The 20387-nt window shown below is 57.7% G+C and carries 17 protein-coding genes and 1 pseudogene; 5 read left to right on the plus strand and 13 right to left on the minus strand.

Translation table 11 applies throughout. The features are described 5' to 3' along the window. Positions 1–55: 55 nt before the first annotated feature. From ABRP93_RS03230 to ABRP93_RS03250, 5 genes and pseudogenes are all read right to left on the minus strand, one after another. A complete protein-coding gene (locus ABRP93_RS03230; RefSeq protein ID WP_349886875.1) occupies positions 56–1771 on the minus strand; it encodes an ATP-binding protein in 1716 nt (571 codons plus the stop codon). Between the two features lie 533 nt (positions 1772–2304). Next, complete coding sequence (locus tag ABRP93_RS03235; protein WP_349886877.1) at positions 2305–2838, minus strand: YceI family protein; 534 nt, start codon at positions 2836–2838, stop codon at positions 2305–2307. A gap of 111 nt (positions 2839–2949) precedes the next feature. Next, positions 2950–6387 carry a murein biosynthesis integral membrane protein MurJ gene (gene murJ / locus ABRP93_RS03240; RefSeq protein ID WP_349886879.1) on the minus strand — a complete coding sequence of 1146 codons (3438 nt, stop codon included), beginning with the start codon at positions 6385–6387 and terminating at the stop codon, positions 2950–2952. Positions 6388–6407: 20 nt separating this feature from the next. Further along, positions 6408–8639, minus strand: coding sequence for a DUF6049 family protein (locus ABRP93_RS03245; protein ID WP_349886881.1), 2232 nt, complete (start codon positions 8637–8639; stop codon positions 6408–6410). Further along, positions 8639–9301 (minus strand): annotated as a pseudogene (locus ABRP93_RS03250) (NUDIX hydrolase); the annotation flags it as partial. The gene ABRP93_RS03245 and the pseudogene ABRP93_RS03250, both read right to left, overlap by 1 nt. 31 nt (positions 9302–9332) lie before the next feature. Between ABRP93_RS03250 and ABRP93_RS03255 the strand changes: the two are divergent. From ABRP93_RS03255 to ABRP93_RS03270, 4 genes are read left to right on the plus strand one after another with little or no spacing between them, the layout of a single operon-like run. After that, positions 9333–10769: a CCA tRNA nucleotidyltransferase gene (locus ABRP93_RS03255; protein WP_023024578.1), complete on the plus strand. Its 1437-nt coding sequence runs from the start codon at positions 9333–9335 to the stop codon at positions 10767–10769. Next, complete coding sequence (locus tag ABRP93_RS03260; RefSeq protein WP_284770829.1) at positions 10769–11365, plus strand: YqgE/AlgH family protein; 597 nt, start codon at positions 10769–10771, stop codon at positions 11363–11365. The genes ABRP93_RS03255 and ABRP93_RS03260 overlap by 1 nt, the downstream gene beginning before the upstream one ends. Before the next feature lie 39 nt (positions 11366–11404). Beyond that, complete coding sequence (locus ABRP93_RS03265; RefSeq protein WP_023024574.1) at positions 11405–12136, plus strand: AzlC family ABC transporter permease; 732 nt, start codon at positions 11405–11407, stop codon at positions 12134–12136. Beyond that, complete coding sequence (locus ABRP93_RS03270; protein ID WP_023024572.1) at positions 12137–12469, plus strand: branched-chain amino acid transporter permease; 333 nt, start codon at positions 12137–12139, stop codon at positions 12467–12469. It abuts the gene before it with no gap. A gap of 11 nt (positions 12470–12480) precedes the next feature. On the opposite strand, the gene ABRP93_RS03275 is transcribed toward ABRP93_RS03270, so the two are convergent. The 5 genes from ABRP93_RS03275 to ABRP93_RS03295 all read right to left on the minus strand — a co-directional run bounded on the left by ABRP93_RS03275 (position 12481) and on the right by ABRP93_RS03295 (position 15383). After that, a complete protein-coding gene (locus tag ABRP93_RS03275) occupies positions 12481–12789 on the minus strand; it encodes a hypothetical protein (protein WP_023024569.1) in 309 nt (102 codons plus the stop codon). A gap of 6 nt (positions 12790–12795) precedes the next feature. Continuing rightward, positions 12796–13770 (minus strand): bile acid:sodium symporter family protein, encoded by a 975-nt coding sequence (locus tag ABRP93_RS03280; protein ID WP_349886883.1) that lies wholly within the window; start codon positions 13768–13770, stop codon positions 12796–12798. A 130-nt stretch (positions 13771–13900) separates the two neighbouring features. After that, complete coding sequence (locus tag ABRP93_RS03285) at positions 13901–14266, minus strand: Rieske (2Fe-2S) protein (protein ID WP_349886884.1); 366 nt, start codon at positions 14264–14266, stop codon at positions 13901–13903. A gap of 119 nt (positions 14267–14385) precedes the next feature. Further along, positions 14386–14601, minus strand: a complete 216-nt coding sequence (locus ABRP93_RS03290) for a catechol 1,2-dioxygenase (RefSeq protein WP_349886886.1) — start codon at positions 14599–14601, stop codon at positions 14386–14388. 305 nt (positions 14602–14906) lie between these two features. Beyond that, positions 14907–15383: an SdpI family protein gene (locus ABRP93_RS03295; RefSeq protein WP_034661150.1), complete on the minus strand. Its 477-nt coding sequence runs from the start codon at positions 15381–15383 to the stop codon at positions 14907–14909. 206 nt (positions 15384–15589) lie between these two features. Between ABRP93_RS03295 and ABRP93_RS03300 the strand changes: the two genes are divergently transcribed. After that, a complete protein-coding gene (locus ABRP93_RS03300; protein ID WP_349886888.1) occupies positions 15590–16801 on the plus strand; it encodes a dicarboxylate/amino acid:cation symporter in 1212 nt (403 codons plus the stop codon). A 96-nt stretch (positions 16802–16897) separates the two neighbouring features. Here ABRP93_RS03300 and trpA read toward each other — a convergent pair whose 3' ends face one another. From trpA to trpCF, 3 genes are read right to left on the minus strand one after another with little or no spacing between them, the layout of a single operon-like run. Continuing rightward, positions 16898–17740 (minus strand): tryptophan synthase subunit alpha, encoded by an 843-nt coding sequence (gene trpA / locus ABRP93_RS03305; RefSeq protein WP_349886890.1) that lies wholly within the window; start codon positions 17738–17740, stop codon positions 16898–16900. Positions 17741–17742: 2 nt separating this feature from the next. After that, a complete protein-coding gene (gene trpB / locus ABRP93_RS03310; RefSeq protein WP_349886892.1) occupies positions 17743–18945 on the minus strand; it encodes a tryptophan synthase subunit beta in 1203 nt (400 codons plus the stop codon). 2 nt (positions 18946–18947) lie between these two features. Beyond that, positions 18948–20375 carry a bifunctional indole-3-glycerol-phosphate synthase TrpC/phosphoribosylanthranilate isomerase TrpF gene (gene trpCF / locus ABRP93_RS03315; protein WP_349886894.1) on the minus strand — a complete coding sequence of 476 codons (1428 nt, stop codon included), beginning with the start codon at positions 20373–20375 and terminating at the stop codon, positions 18948–18950. Between the last annotated feature and the right edge of the window lie 12 nt (positions 20376–20387).

The raw sequence follows: 20387 nt of genomic DNA on the forward strand, positions 1-20387 counted from the left end.
GTTACCGCAGAAGCTGGGCTCAGGAAGATGTGCTCCTGAATCTGCGAGGAGCATTTCAACCGGCGACAATCCACCGAGTATTACTGCCTCTTTGTGGGCCCGATGGATCGATCGTGGCTTGTCCCATTTTTTTCAAATGGCGCAGGATATCAGTTATCATCTTTCTGTCGACACCTAGTTCCTCGGCCGTCTCCCGTGCGGAGAGTACTTCGCCTGCTTCAAGCTGTGCCAAAATCCAATCTTGCACTGAGGCCGATGAAATTGCTCCTTGTTTATTCAATCCCATGAGTTTCCTCGCGTCACCAGACAGGATCCATTCCCCGGCGTTCCGAAGCCTTTCCAGGTATCCAATAGACGAATACCACTGGAGAATATCTTGGGCTTCTTGCTCGGTGACCTGCATTAGAGCGGCTGTGGATCGGTTGAGCAAAATCTTGTGATCCATGAGTTGGCGTGCGATAAGTAACCCATTGATACTTTCGAACGCCTTGTCCGGGTAATGGTCGTTTAATTTAGCTAACGCATAGACAAAGTCCTTGTCTACCTCACCAGAAGATAGGCTTACTTCGACAAAATTCTCCGCTGTATGCAAAGCCGGGGTATGGCGTCCACTAGCTAACATCGCTGCCCACATGCGGTCGAAACCCCGTGAAGATTCCTCTGCAAGGTCCAGCATTCTTAAGGCAACCATGAGTCGCGGATTGCGGGGAATCGATTGAGTAGTTAAGATTCGCTTTTCTGTGACTCCCACTGGCAACGGTCCTGGTGACCACACAGTAAGCGCTGTCGGTGATTGGTCAATGACTACTGCACTACTAGCATCCCAATCCCTGTGTGCGAGAGCGTTAGAAATGACCTCGTCCACTGCGGTCTCAGGAAAGGCTGGGATAGAAATCTCTTGCCCATTTGGGAAGGTCACGCGTGCAACTTCTGTTCGTGCTGCGGTTGCTACGAGCTCTTTTAGCCTCAGGTAGGCGGTGATCAAAGGTGCAGATATTTCCGTGGCCTGGGGATCTCCTCCAGGTACCTCACGGGCCAAGTGTCTGATGGTAGTTCGACTGTTGGCTGGAGTAATGAACAGGATTTCTGCGGCGTAGGTTAACTGACCATCGCGGGTGAGAAGACCGAGCTCGGAAAGTAGTTCATTGGTCGTGTGGGGTACTCGATCTAAGGAACCTGAAGCCGATCGTGCTTTTTTGAGGAGCCGGCGCGCTTGATCGATGGCTGTAGCATCCAAATCTTCGAAAGAATATCGGGACTCAGCTGCAGAAAAGTCCGGATTTGCGCGCTGAAAGGCGATGGAGCGCCGCTCTTCTTCAGAAAGTGGCACGCACGAGGTGCCTCTGCGAATGCTGGCCTGCCCTTTCGGGCGTTGGTAAAGTGTCAACCCCTTGGGAATTCGCAGACAAATAAGCCGCTGACCGCAATAGTTAAGTTCAGTTCCTTCTACTCTGATTCCAGGTTGAGTACCATTAAATATTTTCTGCTCAATCCATTCGATGCTGCGTGAGGTTCCGGTAAAAGCTGCGGCACCTGCCCTTTTATCTGAAACGCCCAAGACGATATGGCAAACCCCGTCGTTCGCGTTGGAAAAGCATATGGTTTCATCAATGAGGAATTCAGTAAGTGAAGCATCTGGGTTTCGATTCTGTGGATGTGTTGCGGGATCTTCTTTGAAGTCCAAAACCTGACTCTCTTGGCTATCGGCGGTAGCACCTTCCTCGATAGCTTTGAGAGCTGCGTAAACGGCCTGCAATTCTGCCTCAGACATAAATGAATGCTAGCACAAGTTGTTTCAAACAACTTGTGCACAACTCCTCGAAGCTTAATTATTCGATTACAACAGATGTGCTGGTCAGAAGAGTAGCAAGTTGTTTGAAGTTGTTTACCTTAAAATCGCGCGGCGATTCCAGGGTCGTAAACGAGGGACCTAGGAATTTCTTTAAAAACCCAGCCTAACTTCGATATTTTGGGCAAACTGCTACTTCCGGCGGGGGTGCTAACTCGCGAATACTTGGGGGCTTCGCGGAACCCAGAAGTTGTTTGAAATAACTATACACAACTCTCAACTAATATAATTCGGTCGCTTCTTCATACCTGCAGCTCAAGGTATAAATTCAAGTTGTTTGAAGTTGTTGTGGAGTTGTTTTGTGCTGGCCGAGTAATTGCCCAGACAAGGCACCAAACCTGAAAGATTTGCCTGGGGAATACGACTAAAGCCCGCGGCCGAGTGGGTACGCGGCGCGGGCTTTAGTTGTTGGTAACCAGGGGCAGTGAGAGCCCAAGGTTTTCAAAGAAGTGCGATTACTGCTTGATGGCAGAAACCTCGAGCTCGATCTTGATGTCTTCAGAAACGAGGACGCCGCCGGTCTTGAGCGGAGCGTTGAAGTCGATGCCGAAGTCTTTGCGGTTGATCTTGGTCTGTGCCTCGAAGCCCAGGCGGAAGTTGCCGAATGGGTCCTCAGCGGTAGCGACCTCTTCAACCTTGAGGTCGACGGACTTGGTGGTGCCCTTGATGGTGAGGTCACCGGTGACGGTGCCGTTGCCGTCTTCGTCAACGTTGACGTTGGTGGTGGTGAAGGAAAGCTCTGGGTACTGCTCCACGTTGAAGAAGTCTTCGTTCTTTACGTGGCCATCGCGGTCCTCGTTACCGGTGGAGATGGAGTCAGCCTTGATGGTGGCCTCTGCGGTGGAGTCGGCGATGTTCTCGGCGACGTTGATGGTGCCTTCGAATTCACCGAAGTTGCCGCGCACCTTGGTGACCATGGCGTGCTTGGTAACGAAGCCGATGACGGTGTGCTCTTTGTCGATGGTGTAGGTACCTGCTGCGAGGGACATAATTGATTCTCCTAACGTTGTTGTTGATGTAACACCAACCACGATACCTGACTGGGCAATTTAGTCAAGCCTTGAAGTAAAATTTCTTTTTCCAACTCGTTGACCTCGGTCTTAAGGATGGCCTACAAGCTGGACCTCCCCCAGTGTAACCTCTTTTGACTTAGGCAGTTCTGTGATGACTATGAGCGCGGCATCGAATTGCTGAGGCGTTTCTTTCAGCTCCAAGTCTTCGTTTGCGTGCTTGAACTTGCCCTCCGCCAATTTGGGAAGAGAGCTCAGCTGTGGGTGCTCCGGATCGAAATCGTCTTTGTTGACGCCATAGATTTCATAGTGCGCGCCATTGGACCTGGTGTGGGTCACGGTCATGACGGAAAGATGGGCCGGGTTATCCAGGGTGAGTAAGGCGCCTGAACCGGTTTCCTTCGTGGACCAGGTGGTGATCGTCTTGCCATCGGTAAGCTGCTCATTATCCTCGCCGTCTGGCACCGTGATAGCGGACGGTTCCTTGAGGTGCACCGGCGGGGTATCCGGGATCACCGTGGAGCCCTGCACGGTTTCGGTAACGGAACCGGTCTTTTCCACATCGCTGAGCAGGGACATGATCCACGTCGTGAGCGCCGCCATGCCCACGACAAAGATGGTGGCGAAAATGCCGATGACCACGACGCCGGAGCCCGAGTAACCGCGGCCGCCAAAGCCGGGTTCTTGCTTCGGATCCTCTTCCTGCGAGGGTTCATCTTCAACGACCACGGGGAGGGCCTCCGTCTTTTCTTCCTGCTCTTCTGGGGCGAATTCGCGCAGGCGCTTGGCGATGCCCGCCGAGGTCAACCCCTCTGCTTCCTGCAGCTCTTCCAGCTTTTCTTCGCGGGTCTCTGCATCCGCGGCATCAAAGGCCAGTCGTGCTGCTTCGAGGCGTTCTGCGGCCTCATCGGCGGTGAGGTTGGCGTCATCGGAAATATCGCGCAGCTTCTTTGGCGATGGTTCGGTGGATTCAACCAGCATGCTCAGCGCGGAGCTGAGGGCCTCGCGGTCGCTTTCCGCAGACGTCCCATCCAGCACCGCGGGGAAGGCAACCTTGACGATGCCGGAGGTGGATACGCGGAAGCGGTCGCGGTGCTCCACGCCGAGGATGAGGCCGGCGTCGTGGGCCGTGGCGGCATCGGCAAACAGCGGCGCTGTAGCGCGGGCGACGGAATTGGGGTCGAGGTTATCCGCCTCTGCCACCTGCTTGAGGGAGGTGCCCTCAAACCAATCCGCCACCACCAGGCAGCCGGTGCGGTAGGACAAAATCTCGATATTATCCGCCATGGTCTCTAGGTTGAGCTCGGCCAAACGCCGCGTATTGCGGGAGATTTCGGCCGAACGGCGGGCAGAGACCGTAGGCGTCGATGGCGCGATGGGCGCCTGGGTATTGGTATCGACGAACGTCAGCGCCACGAGGCGGCCGGTGGATTGCTCGCGGGCCTGCCAGAACCGAGCGCCGGATACAGCGCCGTGATCCTGCAAGAGGCGGAAGCGACCGTCCGAGACAGGGGCGCCGGGGACCAAGCGCGGCCCGCGGACGATACCCGCGGACATCGGTGGCGGCACCAAGGTGGCATTGAAGGAATCCTGCGTATAGACCGGCTGGATTTCCTGCAGGTCTGGTTCCTCGACCTCGATGGCCTTGGAACTGTCCACCGTGATGAACCGGGACATTCCCGGGATGCGCTGGAGGGCGCGGGCCAGGTTCTGCACCTCGGGCAGGGAGGACTTGGACAGGACGAGCCCGGTGATAATCACAAAGACGATGCCCAGCACGACGACCTTGACCAGCGAGACGATCGAAGGCAGTTGCTCCGGCAAGACCAATTGCGCGATCCAGTACAGCGCCCACGAGGCAACCAGACCCACCGCGCCGGCGCCGGCGGACCAGACAACCGTCTGGGTTACGGCCTTGCCGCCTAGGCTGCCTAGCTTGCGCTTGAGCAGGAAGCCGCCGATGACCGCACCGGAGACAAAACCGAAGCCGTTGGCGGTACCGAGGAGGATGACCACTCGGTCCGGGTTGCTGGTCATCAGCGGCGCCAGCAAGGTCAGCACAACCTTGGTCAGCGTGATGCCGGCAATGATGAAGGTGGGCGTCCACGCCTCTTCCCTGGCGTAGAAAACGCGCAGGTGCAGCAGCACCAGCGCATAGGGGATCAAAGTAAAGGCGGAAAAACTGATGGTGAGGCCGAGCTGCTCCGCGCTATCTGCACCATAGGCGCCGTATTGGAACAGCGCGCGGGCGATGGGCACACCGAAGCCCGTCATGAAAATGACGATGGGGATTAGCGCGATGAAGGTCAGCTTGGTACCCAAGGTAAGGTCGCGCACGACGGCATCGACATCGCCATCGGCGGCATTGCGCGAAAGCCGCGGCATGATGGCGGTCAGCAAGGTCACGCCGATAACGCCATAGGGCACCTGCAGCATCAGCCATGCGTTCTGGTACACCAGCGGCGCACCGGCATCGGCATACGCGGCCACGCGGGAGGTGACCACGTAACCCAACTGGGAGATGGCCACGTAGGTAATAATGGCCAGCGCCATGCCGCCGAATTGCTTGATGCGGGCATCGAGGCCCCACTTAGGGCGCAGGTTGATGCCGGCCTTCTTCAGATACGGCACAAGGATCAAGCACTGCACGATCACTGCAGTGGTGGTGCCCAGACCCAGCAGCATGATGTGTGGATCCGCCACCGGCGTAGGCTCGTGCGGGTCGAGGCGGCCTGGCAAAAAGCGATACGCCAAGAGGACGCTGATGGAAATGATGTTATTGACCACCGGCGCCCAGGCACCAGGGCCGAAGATATTCTTGGTATTTAAGACCGCCTGGAAGAGGGCGAAAAGGCCGTAGAACAGGATCTGCGGCAAAAGCAAGAAGGCCAATGATGTTGCCTGCACGGCATTGGCCTTGGAATCTTCAGGCAGCATCATCCTCGTTAATAATGGCGCGAAGATGACGGAGAGGATGGTAACGATGCCCAGGATGGAAAACGCCAGGGTAAAAAGTCTTCGGACGAAGGTTTCGCCGCGGTCCGAGTCTTCCTTCTCCGCGCGCACCAAGACCGGAACCACCAGTGAGGTCAGCACCGCGCCCAGCACGATTTCGGTGACCAGGTTGGGGATCTGGTTGGCGCTACTGAAGGCCGTTCCCACCGTGGCACCAAGGGTGGCGCCAATCAGCATCTGCCGCAGGAAGCCGGTGATGCGCGAGAGCAGCGTGGCAATGGCCATCGTTCCCGTCGCGCGGATCACGTCCTGATTGGAGGCCTCGATCTCCGCATTGCGGCCAGTCAGTGCGGACTTATCTTCCTCAGGGGGAACAGTCGTGTTCTGCACTGAGGGCTTGGGCCGCTTTTCTGGTACCGGTGCGGGTGGAGAGGCGCGCACGATGCGGCCGCGCGCGCCGGCGGTAACCGGGACCCGGTTCTCTTCCGCATTGGGGGCGGTATCCGTAGGGTCTACCGCGCCCGCAGGTGCCTTCTCCGCGTGGTGGGCCTGGCGGCCATCTTTTTCGGTCATAGAGGATACAACTTCAACTTTTACTTTTCAGCCTTGTGATTTTTGCGTCGGTGACGGCCAAGCCGAAAGAGCGTAGCCAAAACCAGCACGAGAGCGCCGGCTATGCCGGCAGCGTATAAGGTTACGATACCGGCACGTGTCTGCACGGAGATAGTGATGGGCTGCGAAATGGTCTGATCTTTAGGAGTGGCCAGCCACAGCCCAATGTCCGTGCGATCCGCGTCCTTCGGCATATCAGCGGTCATGGATACAGTAATAGAGCCCTTAGCGGGAATACGGACGCTTTTGGGCGTGTTGAGCCGCGCGCCATCGGGGGCATCGTATTGCAGCTTTGCCTCCACCGGCAACGGCAGGCCATTTTCGGCCACGATGAGCAGCGGCGATGACTCAGATACGCGGGTATAAACATTTCCCGGGGGGATGAGGGAGACAGAATCGCGCAGATCCCGCAGCGTATTGGAGTGAATCTCCATGGTGCGGGAAAAGGACTCGCGCGCCGCGGCGTGGGTGCCCAAGCTTTCGCGATTATTAAGCGATAACGAGTTGAGGAGATCGCGGCGCAGCGGCAGCACGAATTCAGAGCGCGTCATGGTGATATCAGGGTCATCGACCACGATATTCATCAGCTCATCGGTATAGCGCGCCTGTTGCTCAACGCGGGCCAATTCCGGCTCCGAAAAGACCGCCGGATCGATAAAGGGACTACCGGTAGGAGCGTTGGGATCGCCTTGTTGCAATTCCACCGCGCTGATCCCGCGGGGGCGGGAGTGGCCGGACTTGAGCAGGTCTTCTGCGGCGGCGAGTGCGTGCTCGGCAGCGCTTGGGTCAAGGTAGTTCGGAAGCTTGGCCACGGTATCTTCCCCGCCCGCGAGACTGAGGGCCGCCCCGCCCGTGATGGCGCGAGATAAAGCAGAATCTTTGGAGTAGTCATAGCGCAGCTCCGGGTTGGAATAGCCAACCGTCTGTGGCTTGGAGCCGGTTTGGGATAGCAGGGCGCCAAGGGAGGCATCGAAAGTCGCGGCCTCGCCGGACCAGTTCGAATTATCCGCAACCAGGGACGGAACCGGCAATTTTTGGTCAATATAACCGGAACCTACCGCCAGGATATTGCTGGCCGGCGCCTTACCCAGGACGCGCTCGATGGTCTGGTTGCCGCGTTGCAAGCCTTCAAAGAGGAGGTCGGGATTATTGGCCCTTGCCACCGCAGAGGCATTCGCATTGGCCCAGGGCATGGCGATGAAACAATCCAACTCGCGCAGGCGCTCCAGCCACCGTTCGGCGTCATTTTTTGCCTGGCCCGGTTCTCCCTTGTCATCGTCACTGCCGTGCGACCAGGAATCGCGCAGGCGCTTGGGGCGATCGCCTTGCGCGGGGCGAGTGGAATTGACCGTATAGCCTTGCGACATGCGGTTGACGGTATCGAGCAGCGCGGGGTCGATGGCCACACAGCCTGCCCCTTGCAGGTCATGATCCTCGTAGGTAGAAACCAACTTATCGAGGCGGCCGCCTTCGTGCAGCTCGTGCCCTAACTCATCGGAGGACAAGATGAGCTCTTCTCCCCCGAGCCCGCCGGGGACGATGTTTAAGTTCGCGCTGATGGGATAGACCACCGTGAGATCGTGCGATTGGGGTTCTTCGGCTTCGTCGTGTTCTTCTTCTGGTGCCGCTTCTTCCGCTGCCGCGGTATGTCCGGCATCTGTCGGCCCGTCTCCAGAGAACTGGGCCACAAAGCGTTCCTCTGCCAAGCTGACCGCATCGCCCTCGAGAGTGCCGGTCAGGGTAAATAACAGCGGATAGGCGCCGGGTTCATTGATTGCCAAGGTACGCTCGGCATCTAAGCCACTGGGCACGGTGAAGCTTATCTCCCGGGTTTCCCCTGGCTGCAGCGGTGCTGTCGTCATACCCGAGCCATAATAAGGAAAATCGCCGGTGGCCATTTCCGTACGCGCTTCTGCCGCATCGGCCACGCTATCGCCGCGGCGGCTAGTTACCTGCAGATCTTCCAAGGGCTGATCGGTGGGGTTATGCACGCGGAAGCGAAGCTGCAGGTCAGTGCCTACGGTAAAGGGCTGGGCATCGATAAGATCCAGATCGGCGCGCTCCGGCCCGCGCGCGCCCAACCAGGCTTGGATATCCTTCTGCTCGTCCGGGACAGAGTCCATTTGGGCCGCCGCGCTTGGTAAGAACAATCCCCAACCGGCAAGTACCGCGCAACCGCCAGCCGCGGCGAGTGATCTGAGGCGCTTGTGCATTAGCGTGGGGTCGCTTTCCCTGCGTCGGCTTCCTTTCGTGCGAGATCCGGGAGGAGATCGTGCGCGATGCGCGCGAGCTTACGTTCGTCCGCGTACGCCAAGTGCTCGATGAGTTCAGAAACGGGAACCCAGGACACCTCGGTAACCTCTGGATCCTCATCGTTCATGATGCCGTCCACAAAGCGCAGCAGATGGTGGTGCACCGTCTTGTGAATGCGGACGCCATCAGAAACGAACCAATAATCGATCACGCCGAGGTCAGCGAAAACCTCGCCAGAAATACCGGTTTCTTCCCATACCTCGCGCTCTGCGGTGACCTCCTTGGCCTCGTCATTTTCCACGTGCCCCTTGGGCATGGACCACAATAAACGCCCGCGGCGGTCTAAGCGCCCAATCAGCGCTACGTAGACGCGGGACAGGTCCGCCTTACCGTTGCCGTCGACGCACTCGGCCAGCCCGGAGATTACGAGCCCGCCCGCAGATGTCTCATCGCGGGTCTCCATGACGGTGGAGGTGCCGTGATTATTGCCGCCGCGTTGCTGCCTGCGCTGCTGGGTGTTGCGGCGCGTGCGGTTATCCGGCCGCCGCCGGCGCCGGCGCCGGTTACGGCTACGGCCGCCTCCTTTGGAGGGGCCTTGCGCGGAGCCTTGTTCTTGGTTAGTCATCCCTGCCAATCGTAGTAGACTCTCACCCGTGAATTTTCAGGACACTCAGTTAATCGGCGTTCTTGCGCGCGCGGAGTCTACCGTGAACTCGCTCAGTGGCTTATTGAGCGGGCTGGTGGAGAAATTCAGCGCGCGCGGACATGCCCTCTACCTCGTGGGCGGCTCGGTGCGCGATGCCCTCCTCGGCCGCTTGGGCAATGATCTGGACTTCACCACCCCAGCGCGCCCAGAGGTGGTCAAGGAAATCCTGGATGAGTGGGCCGAAACGGTATGGGATACCGGCATTGCCTATGGCACCGTATCCGCCGTGTACAAGGGCCAACAGATAGAAATCACCACCTTCCGCTCTGATTCCTATGATGGGCAGTCCCGCAACCCCGAGGTCATCTACGGCGATAGCCTGGAAGGCGATTTGGTGCGGCGCGACTTCAAGGTCAATGCCATGGCTATTGAGCTGCTTGCCGATGCCACCTTTGAGTTCCACGATCCCCTCGGCGGCCTCCACGATGTGGCCAACAAGGTGCTCGACACCCCCGATAAACCGGAAATCTCCTTCCACGATGATCCACTGCGGATGCTGCGCGCCGCGCGCTTTGCGTCCCAATTAGAGTTTCACGTGGCAGACCGCGTGGTTGCTGCCATGCGCGATATGGCGGCAGAGATCCAGCGGATTACGGTAGAGCGCGTTCAAGTGGAGCTGGATAAGCTCATCTGCGGCAAGGCGCCGTGGGATGGCATCGACCTACTGGTCAATACCGGGATTGCGGACTATATCTTCCCGGAGATCCCTGCCCTGCGCATGACCACGGACGAGCACGCGCAGCATAAGGACGTCTACGCGCATTCGTTGAAGGTGCTGCGCCAGGCGATGGATCAAGAAGAGGACGGTCCCGACTTGGTATTGCGGTGGGCCGCATTGCTGCATGACATCGGCAAGCCCGATACCTTCGATAACACCGACGGTAAGGTTTCTTTCCACCACCACGAGGTGGTGGGCGCCAAGCTCACGCGGAAGCGGCTGCGGAAGCTGAAATACCCCAAGGCCACGACGGAAGATATTGGCCAGTTGGTGTACCTGCACATGCGTTTCCATGGCTTTGGGGAAAATCAATGGACCGATTCTGCCGTGCGGCGCTATGTGAACGACGCGGGTGACCTCCTTCCCCGCCTGCACAAGCTGGTGCGCGCCGATTGCACTACCCGCAATGCCAAGAAGGCGCGCCGCTTGCAGCGCACCTATGACCAATTGGAGGAGCGAATCGCGGAGATTGGCCGCAAGGAAGACCTCGCGCGGGTGCGCCCGGACCTCGATGGTAACGAGATCATGGAAATCCTGGGCCTCTCCCCTGGGCCCGAAGTGGGTCAGGCTTGGTCCTATTTGAAGGAAATGCGCTTGGAGTACGGCCCCCTCGAGCGGGAAGAGGCTATTGCGAAGTTGCGTCAGTGGTGGGAGTCTAAACAGTGATGTTTGCCGATAGATTATTTAATGCCCTCGAGCGCAACGAACCCGCCCCTGGGCAATTACTCGTGTCCGCACCGGGGATGCTGTCCCCAGAATTCGCCCGTTCTGTCATCCTGCTGGTTGAGCACAATGACATGATGACCTTTGGCGTGGACCTCACTAAGCGCTCAGAAGTGGCCATTTTTAACGTGCTTCCAGAATGGATGCCCGTCGTTGCTAAACCGCAGGCGCTGTATATCGGCGGTCCGCTCAACCAGCAATCCGTCGTGGGCTTGGCGCAGACCAAGCAAGGTGTGGATCCAGATAAAGAAGAACAACTCAGCCGCCTCGCACCGCGCCTAGCGCACGTGGATCTGCGCTCCAACCCGGAAGATATCGAGCCGCTGGTCACCGGGATGCGCATGTTTGCCGGTTACGCCGAGTGGGGTCCCGGGCAACTGGAGGAAGAAATCGAAGCCGGCGAATGGTTCGTAGCACCCGCCCTAGCGCAGGACGTGGTGGCCCCAGGCCCGGCCGATCTATGGGCCGATGTCATGAAACGCCAGCCTATGCCCTTGCCGTTGTATTCCACCTATCCCGTGAATGTGGATGATAATTAATTCCTAGGCGGCGGAAAGTGATCGGTTACACTAACCCGTATGCGCGAGGAAATCCACAAGGGCATTAAAGACACGTGGGCGGCGGCTCTCGGGCTAATTCCATTGGGCTTGGCTTTTGGCCTCCTGATGGTCCAATCCGGCTTTAGCTGGTGGTGGACGCCCATATTTTCCATCGTCATCTACGCCGGTTCTATGGAGTTTCTCGCCATTTCCATGGTTACCGGCGGAGTTTCCGCGCTTTCCTCGCTGCTTACCGGTTTTATGGTGAATTTCCGCCATATCTTTTATGGGCTAACGTTTCCCCGCAAGCGGATTAAGTCCCCCGTGGGCAAGGCCTATTCCACCTATGCCCTCACGGATGAAACGTATGCCATCGTCTCGGCACTGCCGCGCGAGGAGCGGCTGAGCGGCACCCGCATCCTGAGCATCCAAATCTTTTGCCAAATGCTGTGGGTGGGCGGCGGACTCGTTGGTGCACTCGCCGGCCAGGTAATCCCCTCCTCCGTCGAGGGAATGGAATTCGCGCTTGTTGCCCTCTTCGTCGTCTTGGCGATGGACTCCTTCCGCAATAATCAGGATCTGTTCCTCCCGCTATCCGCTGCAGCCTTGGGTATTCTCGCCGCTTTCATTACCCCGGGGCAGCTGCTGATGCTCTCCCTGAGCGCCTATTTCCTGTTGCTCATCATTCGCTATCTATCGCCTCGCGTAGATAACGCGCTCACCTGGCGGCTGCAGCCGCTTGCCTCCACGACCGTGAAGGAGGATGACTAAATGCCGGCGGGAGTCAGCTTAGGCGCGATTGCCGCGGTCCTTATCCCCGTTGGCATCGTGACCGTTTTATTGCGGGAGCTTCCCTTCTCCGCAAAGAAGTGGATGAAAGATAGCGAGTTCTTTTCGCTGCTGGGCTTGATGATGCCCGTGGGCGTAATGACGATCCTGGTGGTCTATGCCGTTGCCGGACAGGCGGATGGCACCGGCGGCCTATGGCCAGTCTTGCTGGGTGTGTTGGTCACCGCTGGGCTGCACAGGTGGAAGCGGGATTCCGGATTATCCATCTTCTGCGGGACCGCGTTCTATATGATCCTAGTGAACTTGGTGCTCTAGCCCGCGCTTAGCTAAAGCCCAAACTTGGTGGTAGCCTCCGTCCACAGCGCCTCAAACTGTTCTTGGTTCATATAGCGGGCGCTAATATCCGGGAACTCATCGTAGGTATCGGGGTGCGGAACTACTTCTTGCGGCTTGTCCACGTTTCCCGTGGAACTATTTGGGGTCGCTACACCGACGATGGAGTCCGCGGGATCCAAAGCGATCATGCGATGCATGCGGCAGCGCTGGGCATCGTGTTCTTCTAATTCTGCGAGGTGGACCGCTGAGCCCACTCCCGGGACGGATAGTTCGGTGCGCACATAAAGGTAATTAGCCATGGGAACCTAGTGTAGTTGCTCCTCCTTCTCCTGCGAGTACTGGGATGCCAACAGTGAGCAGATCATCAGCTGCACCTGGTGGTAAATCATCAGCGGGAGTATCAATAGACCTAGCGATGTCGGACCTGAGGCAAACATGACTGAGGCCATGGGGAGGCCGGTGGCCAAGGATTTCTTAGAGCCACAGAATTGGATCGCAATAGTATCGGCGCGAGAAAATCCAAGTTTTCCGGAGACAAATCGCGTCAGCCACAACATGAAGATAACGAATCCCGCGGCGAAAGCGACGAGGAAGACAATCTCCCAGACAGAAATGGCGGACCAGATTCCATCCACCACGCCCTTGGAGAAGGCCGAATAGACCACCATAGCAATGGACCCGCGGTCCACCACCTTTGTAGCCTTGCTCTGGGCGAAGTTCGCTATCCAGCGTCTAGTTAGTTGGCCCAACACAAAGGGCGCGAGAAGCAAAAGGGAGATTTCCCCAAAGACGGAGGTATCGATATGCAGTCCGGAACCGCTACCCATGAGCAGCATAACTAGGACTGGCGTGATGAAGACGCCGGCCAAGTTGGAGGTCGAGGCGGAGACAATGGCCCCAGATACGTTCCCCTTCGCAATGGAGGTAAACGCCACTGAGGACTGCACGGTGGACGGGACCAGCGTGAGGAATAGTATTCCCATGTAGATATCGTCCGAAATGAACCCAGTGAGGGGCCGTAGGGCCAAGCCAATGAGGGGATAAATAACGAAGGTGAACGCGAGAATGGTGAGGTGGAGCCGCCAGTGCTTGAGCCCATTTAAGGCTTCTTGGGTGGATAACCGCGCGCCGTAAAGGAAGAATAACAGCGCGACCGCTACATTCGTCAGACTGCCAAAGACGTCAGCGAAGGTGCCGCGGGCCGGTGCAATGATCGCGATTGCCACGGCCGTAAGGATGAGGACGATGAGCGGATCCGGCTTTTTAAGTCTGTGCAGCATGACCCAAAGTGTAAACCGTCGCGCTTGGTTCCACGAAAGGTAGTGCGGATAATTTTCTTCCGTGTGCTCCTCTTAAGCCGCGTGGTTTCACGTGAAACCATGAGCGTAGAGGGTGCGGCGTCCGCGGGAGTTACGCGGTAGTGACCTTTGCGCCCTCTTGGCTTATCTCAAATTCTTTGAGCGGGTCCCGACCCGGGCCTTCGATGACCGAACCATCTTGCAGGTTATAGGACGTATGATGCGCCGTGCAGGTGGCAGTCATACCGTCGATCTCCGTGATGGGGTTTTGTTGGTGCGGACAGGTTTGGGAGTAGGCCTTAAACTCTCCCTCTTGCGGCTGTGTGAAGATTACTCCGTCGACGATGATGCCGGAGCCTACGGGAATGACCGTTGCCGCGATTTCCGCGGATGGTTCTGAGCCGCAGGCCGCGAGGTACGCACCTGCGAAAGTCGTAGCGGATCCGAGCAGGAACATGCGGCGTGAACAGATACTCATAGCCCCTACTTTATCCTGAATGGTTTAAGGCCGGAACATGATTTCGGCAACGGTTAGTGAAGTGTTTGCAGGCATCAGAAGTAAAACGGTTCGGTACAGGTTTCACGTGAAACACGCCATTAGGAAAGGCTGCCGTTCCAGGTGTCGACGGAACCAGACTTGGTGGGCGTGAGTTCATATGTGCCGGAATCTAGACCCAAGTCATTAACGATGGGGTGTGGCCCCTCCCCTCCTGCGGCTTGTGATTCTGGATCAATCCGGTGTGAATCGGCGACATAAGAGCCGATGCTGAAAGTGGAAACGGCGATTGCGGCGAGGGCTGTGGTTTTCTTCATGCCTACCATTGTCTACCCTTGCCTGCGCCAGGTGTAGTGGCTGAACCGAGCTGTGCGGAACCTCTATGCGAGTTCCAGGAATTTCCACAGGAAGCGCAGTAAGTGGAATAATTCCAATATAGGCGGGGCCCAATATGGAATGCACCATGGTGAATGGCTAGTTTAATTTAGTTGTGACGAAAAGGGTGCAGATCCGTGTTCCAGAACAATAACGTCACAGTGTCATAAAAAATCTCCCTTGCTTGTCTCTGTATGCGGCGATTGCCGAACAGGGACGGGAGGGAGAAAAAGCGAAAGCTAATTATTTAGTTATCAGAGTGGCGGGCGGCCTGGCGGAGTGCGCCCAGATCAACCTCGGGCTGGGCGGCGGAGTCAGTGGAGGCCTCTTCCCCACCGCAGCCGCCGGAGCCACAGTTGCAGCTATCGCCACAACCCTCGTCATCGGCATGCGCTTGCTCATAAAGAAATGCCGCGCGGGATCCAAGGTTCGAACCGACGGAAAGCGCGAGGACCGCGATGACGAAAGTGGTGACCGGAATGAGCCACATCCAACCCTCCGCGCGGAAGGCTACGACGCCACCGAAAAGTAGCGATACTCCACCTAGGGCCCAGAAGGGACCGGCGACGGCGTGGGCATTATCCCATGCTTCTCGTGACTTTCGGATTTCTTGTAAACGCAAGCCGATGTATTTATTGCCGGGCAACCGCTTGGTGGCGGCGAGCGCGCCCACCGCGATAAGGAAAACGGCAAGGACTAAAAATATGATTCCCACTGCGACCATATCCTTAGTGTAATCCTGTAACGCCATATTGGAAATTAACCTACGGGGCTTGTGTCTTAAATATAAGGCGGCTCGGGTAATATTCAATTTGGATCGATCGATAGATATTCGCTCGGTTTTGCACCTGCACCACGTTGTCTCTCCTTCCGCTGGAACGCACCCACGTGCGTTCTCGGACTGGGAACACCTAACCTGATTGTGATTGCATGAATCTCAAGAAAATAGCGGACTCTCTCCTTTTCCGAATCGTTCTCGCCATCGTGCTTGGCATTGTCGTTAGCCTTTTTGCGCCCGAATGGTTCGGTCGAGCCTTTGCCACGTTTAACGGTCTATTCGGTAACTTCCTCAATTTCTTCATTCCTGTCTTGATTTTCGCGCTCGTTGCACCGGCGATTGCTGGCCTTGGCAAGGGCGCAGGAAAGTGGTTGGGAGTGACAGCAGGCATCGCCTATGGCTCCACCATTCTGGCAGGCTTGATTGCTTATGGCCTGGCAAAGTGGCTCTATCCCTCGATGTTGGCGGGCCAAACACTAGTGACCAATGTGTCGGATGTCGACGAAGGTTCCCTCGAGCCTTATTTCGAGGTGGAGATGGCACCACCGTTTGAAGTGATGACGGCGTTATTGCTGTCCTTCTGTATTGGTGTCGCGATGACGACGGTCAAGTCCGATACTCTCTACACCGTCACCAAGGAACTGGAAAATGTAGTGGTTAAGGTGATTTGGGGATTCGTTATTCCCATTTTGCCGTTCTACATCTTCGGCATGTTCCTTGGGCTGGGTATGAACGGCAATATCGGCGAGGTGCTCTCCGCCTTTGCAAAGGTATTGATCCTAGCTGTTGTCATGACGCTGGTTTATCTCGTGCTCCAGTACGTGGTGGCCGGGGCAATCGCAGGGAAGAACCCTTTTAAGGCACTGCGAAATATGCTTCCGGCATACTTCACGGCACTGGGCACATCCTCTTCTGCGGCAACGATTCCGGTGTCCTTGGAGTCCAGCTTGCGCAACGGTATTTCGAAGCCGGTTGCGAGCTTCGTAATTCCGCTGTGTGCGACGATTCATCTGTCTGGGTCCATGATGAAGCTGACGCTCTACGCCTTTGCCATTGTCTTTATGGCGAATATGGATATCAGCGCCGGCACCGGTCTGGGCTTTATCTTCCTGCTTGGCATCATGATGATCGCCGCACCAGGCGTGCCGGGCGGCGCCGTTATGGTGGCCGTTGGTCTATTGGCGGACATGATGGGCTTTGATGACGGAATGGTGGCGCTGATGATCGCCGCTTATATCGCGATCGACTCCGTCGGTACCGCAGCAAACGTTACTGGCGATGGCGCCATTGCGATGGTCGTCGATAAGTTCGCCCGCGACAAGGTCGATACCCTCAATGAAGAAGAGGCAGAGACTGCGGCCTAATTTCACGTGAAACAATTGAGCCCCCTGGCTTCCCCACCCAATGAATGTGAAAGGAGGCCAGGGGGCTTTTTGTGTCGCTACCGCTCGGAGGACGCTTTATTTCTTGGTTGCTTCCTTCATCGCGGAGATGAAGTCGGTCAGCTCCGCATGCAAGGCATCCGCATCATCGATCTTTCCCGGGGCGCCGGTTTCACGTGAAACATGGCGGTCGATGATCTTAGTGATTGCGGATCCGGTAATGGCGCCAGCGGCGTTTGCGGCGATGGCATCGGCGACGTGCTGTGGCGAAGAGATACCGAAACCAAGTAACACCGGAGGCCCATTGAAGCGCTGAATGCTGGAGACCACCTCGTCGAGGCCGGTGGTTTCTGATTCCTTTTCGGTGCCCGTTACACCATCGCGGGAGATCGCGTAAATATATCCCTGCGAATGCTCGGCGACGCCGGCAAGCGTGTGCTCTGCGGCCCGCGAGGGGGCGATGAAGATGGGGTCGATTCCAGCTTCCTTTGCCGCGGCAATGAAAGGGGCGCCTTCGCGCACGGGGACATCGGGAAGCAAAATGCTATCGGCGCCCGCTTGCGCGAACTCCGCATAAAATTGCTCCACCCCGCGGGCGAAGGCAACGTTGCCATAGATCAACATGCCGATGGGCAAATCGGGGAATTCGGTCCGAATCGTCTGCACCTGATCCAAGGCGCTATCAAGGGTCGCTCCCCCATCGAGGGCGCGGATATGCGAAGCCTGGATGGTGGGACCATCCGCGACTGGATCCGAGAAGGGGACGCCGAGCTCCAGGGCGTCCGCCCCGGCGGCGACTGCGTTGCGGATGATATCCAGGCTAGCTTCAGGAGTTGGATCGCCCAGCATGATGAAAGGGACAAACGCACCCTCATTCTTCTCACGCAACGCGGCAAAAAGTTCATCGTAACGGCTGCCCATGATTAGTTCTCCTTGAGTTGCAGTTCGGGGTGGGATTCCAAGGTGTGGCGGACATAATCGATGTCCTTATCGCCGCGGCCGGAAAGTGATACGAGGATGGTGATGTCTTCTTCCTTGCGCTTCAGTGCATAGGCCAGGGCGTGGGAGGATTCGAGGGCGGGGATGATGCCTTCCTTCTTGGATAAAAGTTGGAATGCCTCTAGGGCTTCGGCGTCCGTGATTCCCACATACTTTGCGCGGCCGGTTGCGTGGAGGTGCGCATGCTGTGGGCCCACCCCGGGGTAATCCAAGCCGGCGGAAATGGAATAGGATTCTTCCACCTGGCCGTCAGAATTGCGCATGAGGTAACTGCGCGCGCCGTGGAGGATGCCCACGGTGCCGTTGTTAATGGTGGCGCCGTGCTCCCCGGAATCGAGGCCAGCACCGCCTGGTTCGGCGCCGACCAATTCCACCGCGTCTTCGTCAATGAAGTCTGCGAACATGCCGATGGCGTTGGAACCGCCGCCCACGCAGGCGACAACGAGATCGGGTAGGCCGCCCGTCTTCTCGATTAGCTGCGCCTTGGCTTCGGTAGAAATGACGCGGTGGAATTCGCGCACGATGGTGGGAAATGGGTGCGGGCCGGCCGCGGTGCCGAGCAGGTAATGCGACTCATGGAAAGTAGCGGTCCAATCGCGCAGCGCCTCGTTGACGGCATCCTTCAGGGTTCCGGACCCGGTATCAACGGGGATGACCTTTGCGCCCATGAGCTCCATGCGGAAGACGTTGGGTTGTTGGCGCTGGACGTCCTTAGCACCCATGTAGACCACGCACTCGAGGTCGAGCAGCGCACATGCCAATGCCGTTGCCGTACCGTGCTGTCCCGCGCCGGTCTCGGCGATGATTCGCTTCTTGCCCATGCGCTTAGCCAGGAGGGCTTGTCCGAGCACTTGGTTGGTCTTATGCGCCCCGCCGTGGACGAGGTCCTCGCGCTTTAGGAAGATCCGCGCCTTCCCGCCGAGCTTCTTTACTTCGGTGACGGGGGTCGGGCGGCCTAGGTAATCGCGCAGCAATCCGGCGAGCTCTTCGCGGAAGCTGGGATCATTCTGGGCATCGACAAAAGCCTGCTCCAATTGATCCAATGCGGGGATGAGGGATTCCGGGACGTATTGGCCGCCGAATTCCCCAAAGTATGCGGGAAGGAGTGTTTCACGTGAATCGGGCATAATTAATCTCTCTTTTCAGGTTGGTTGAATAATCGGATGGTGCGGAAGGCTTGAGAAATCAGGGCGGCGTCTTTGTTCCCGGGGCGCGTTTCTAATCCTGAGTTCAGGTCGAGCCCCGCAGTTCCCACCTTGAGTGCCTCTTCCAAGTTTGTGAGATTGAGGCCGCCGGCCAACAGGCTATGGGCTTTGATTTCGTCCGGGATATCCGTCCAATCAAAGCTGCGTCCGGTCCCTCCCCTACCCGAGTCGAGCACAAGGCGGTCAACCTGTCCGGCAAGTTGTCGCGCCATCTCTACCCACTGAGGGTTGGTCATGTCGATGGCCCGCCAGACAAACCCCGCGTCGGCGTTCGCGAGTTCCGCGCGGGCGCTTTCGATCAGTGATAGCTCCCCTTCCACGCTGCCTTGGAAAGGGGCGTGCAACTGGATTCCGGATAGCCCGCGGTTCGCCGCCACGGCCCGCAACTCTGCGGGGTCGTCGCTGCGGCTGACTGCTACGAAATCCAAGCCGTGCTCGGCGGCGATGATTTTCTCGGCGGTTTCACGTGAAACATTGCGCGGGGAATCCGGAGCGAAGATGAGCCCTCCGTAGCGGGCACCGGCGGCGCGGGCGGCTTGGGCGGTGGAGGCGGCGGTGATTCCGCAGACCTTATTCGCGCCGAAGAGCAGATCCCGGGCGGCGCGGTCGATGTCCTCGTGGGAGCTGAGTTGGGAGCCGACGAGGAAGGCGTTCGCGTGGGCGCCCAAGCGCCGGATGGTGTGGTTATCGCGGATGCCGGATTCGGAGACGACGACCTTATCGTCAGGCACGTACCCGGCGAGCTGCTCGGTGCGGGAGAGATCGATGCTCAAGTCATGGAGGTTGCGGTTATTAATACCGATGATCTCCACCCCGAAGGACAGCGCGCGGTCCACCTCCTCCTTGGTGATGGCTTCAGTGAGGACGTCGAGGCCTAGCTTGTCCGCCAAAGTCTTCAGCTGTGCAAAGGTCTCATCATCCACGATGGACATCATGAGCAAAATTGCATCCGCGCCGTAGTAGCGCGCGGCATAGACCTGAATCGGATCGACGATGAAGTCCTTGCACAATACCGGCAGGTGCGTGGACTGGGCGACGGTCTGGAGGTGATCGTAATCCCCGGCGAACCGCTCGGGCTCACACAGCACGGAAATGGCATCCGCGTAGCGGGAATAGACGCGCGCGATTTCGCCGGGGCGGTAATCCTCGCGAATCATTCCGAGGGATGGCGACGCAGACTTGCACTCCATGATGAAGCGGTTGGTGCCATTGAGCGCAGCAAAAAGCGAACGGCGAGACGGCTCAAGTTTTTCTACGTCTACGTGCGCGATGCGCTCGCGAATGCCGGCAAGGTGGGTGCGGCGCTGAGCCACAATCCCCTCGAGGACTGTCGGCAGTTTCTCTTCTGTCATTTCTTATCCCTA

It is taken from the genome of Corynebacterium sp. KPL2850 (genome assembly GCF_040225855.1).
Taxonomy (GTDB): domain Bacteria; phylum Actinomycetota; class Actinomycetes; order Mycobacteriales; family Mycobacteriaceae; genus Corynebacterium.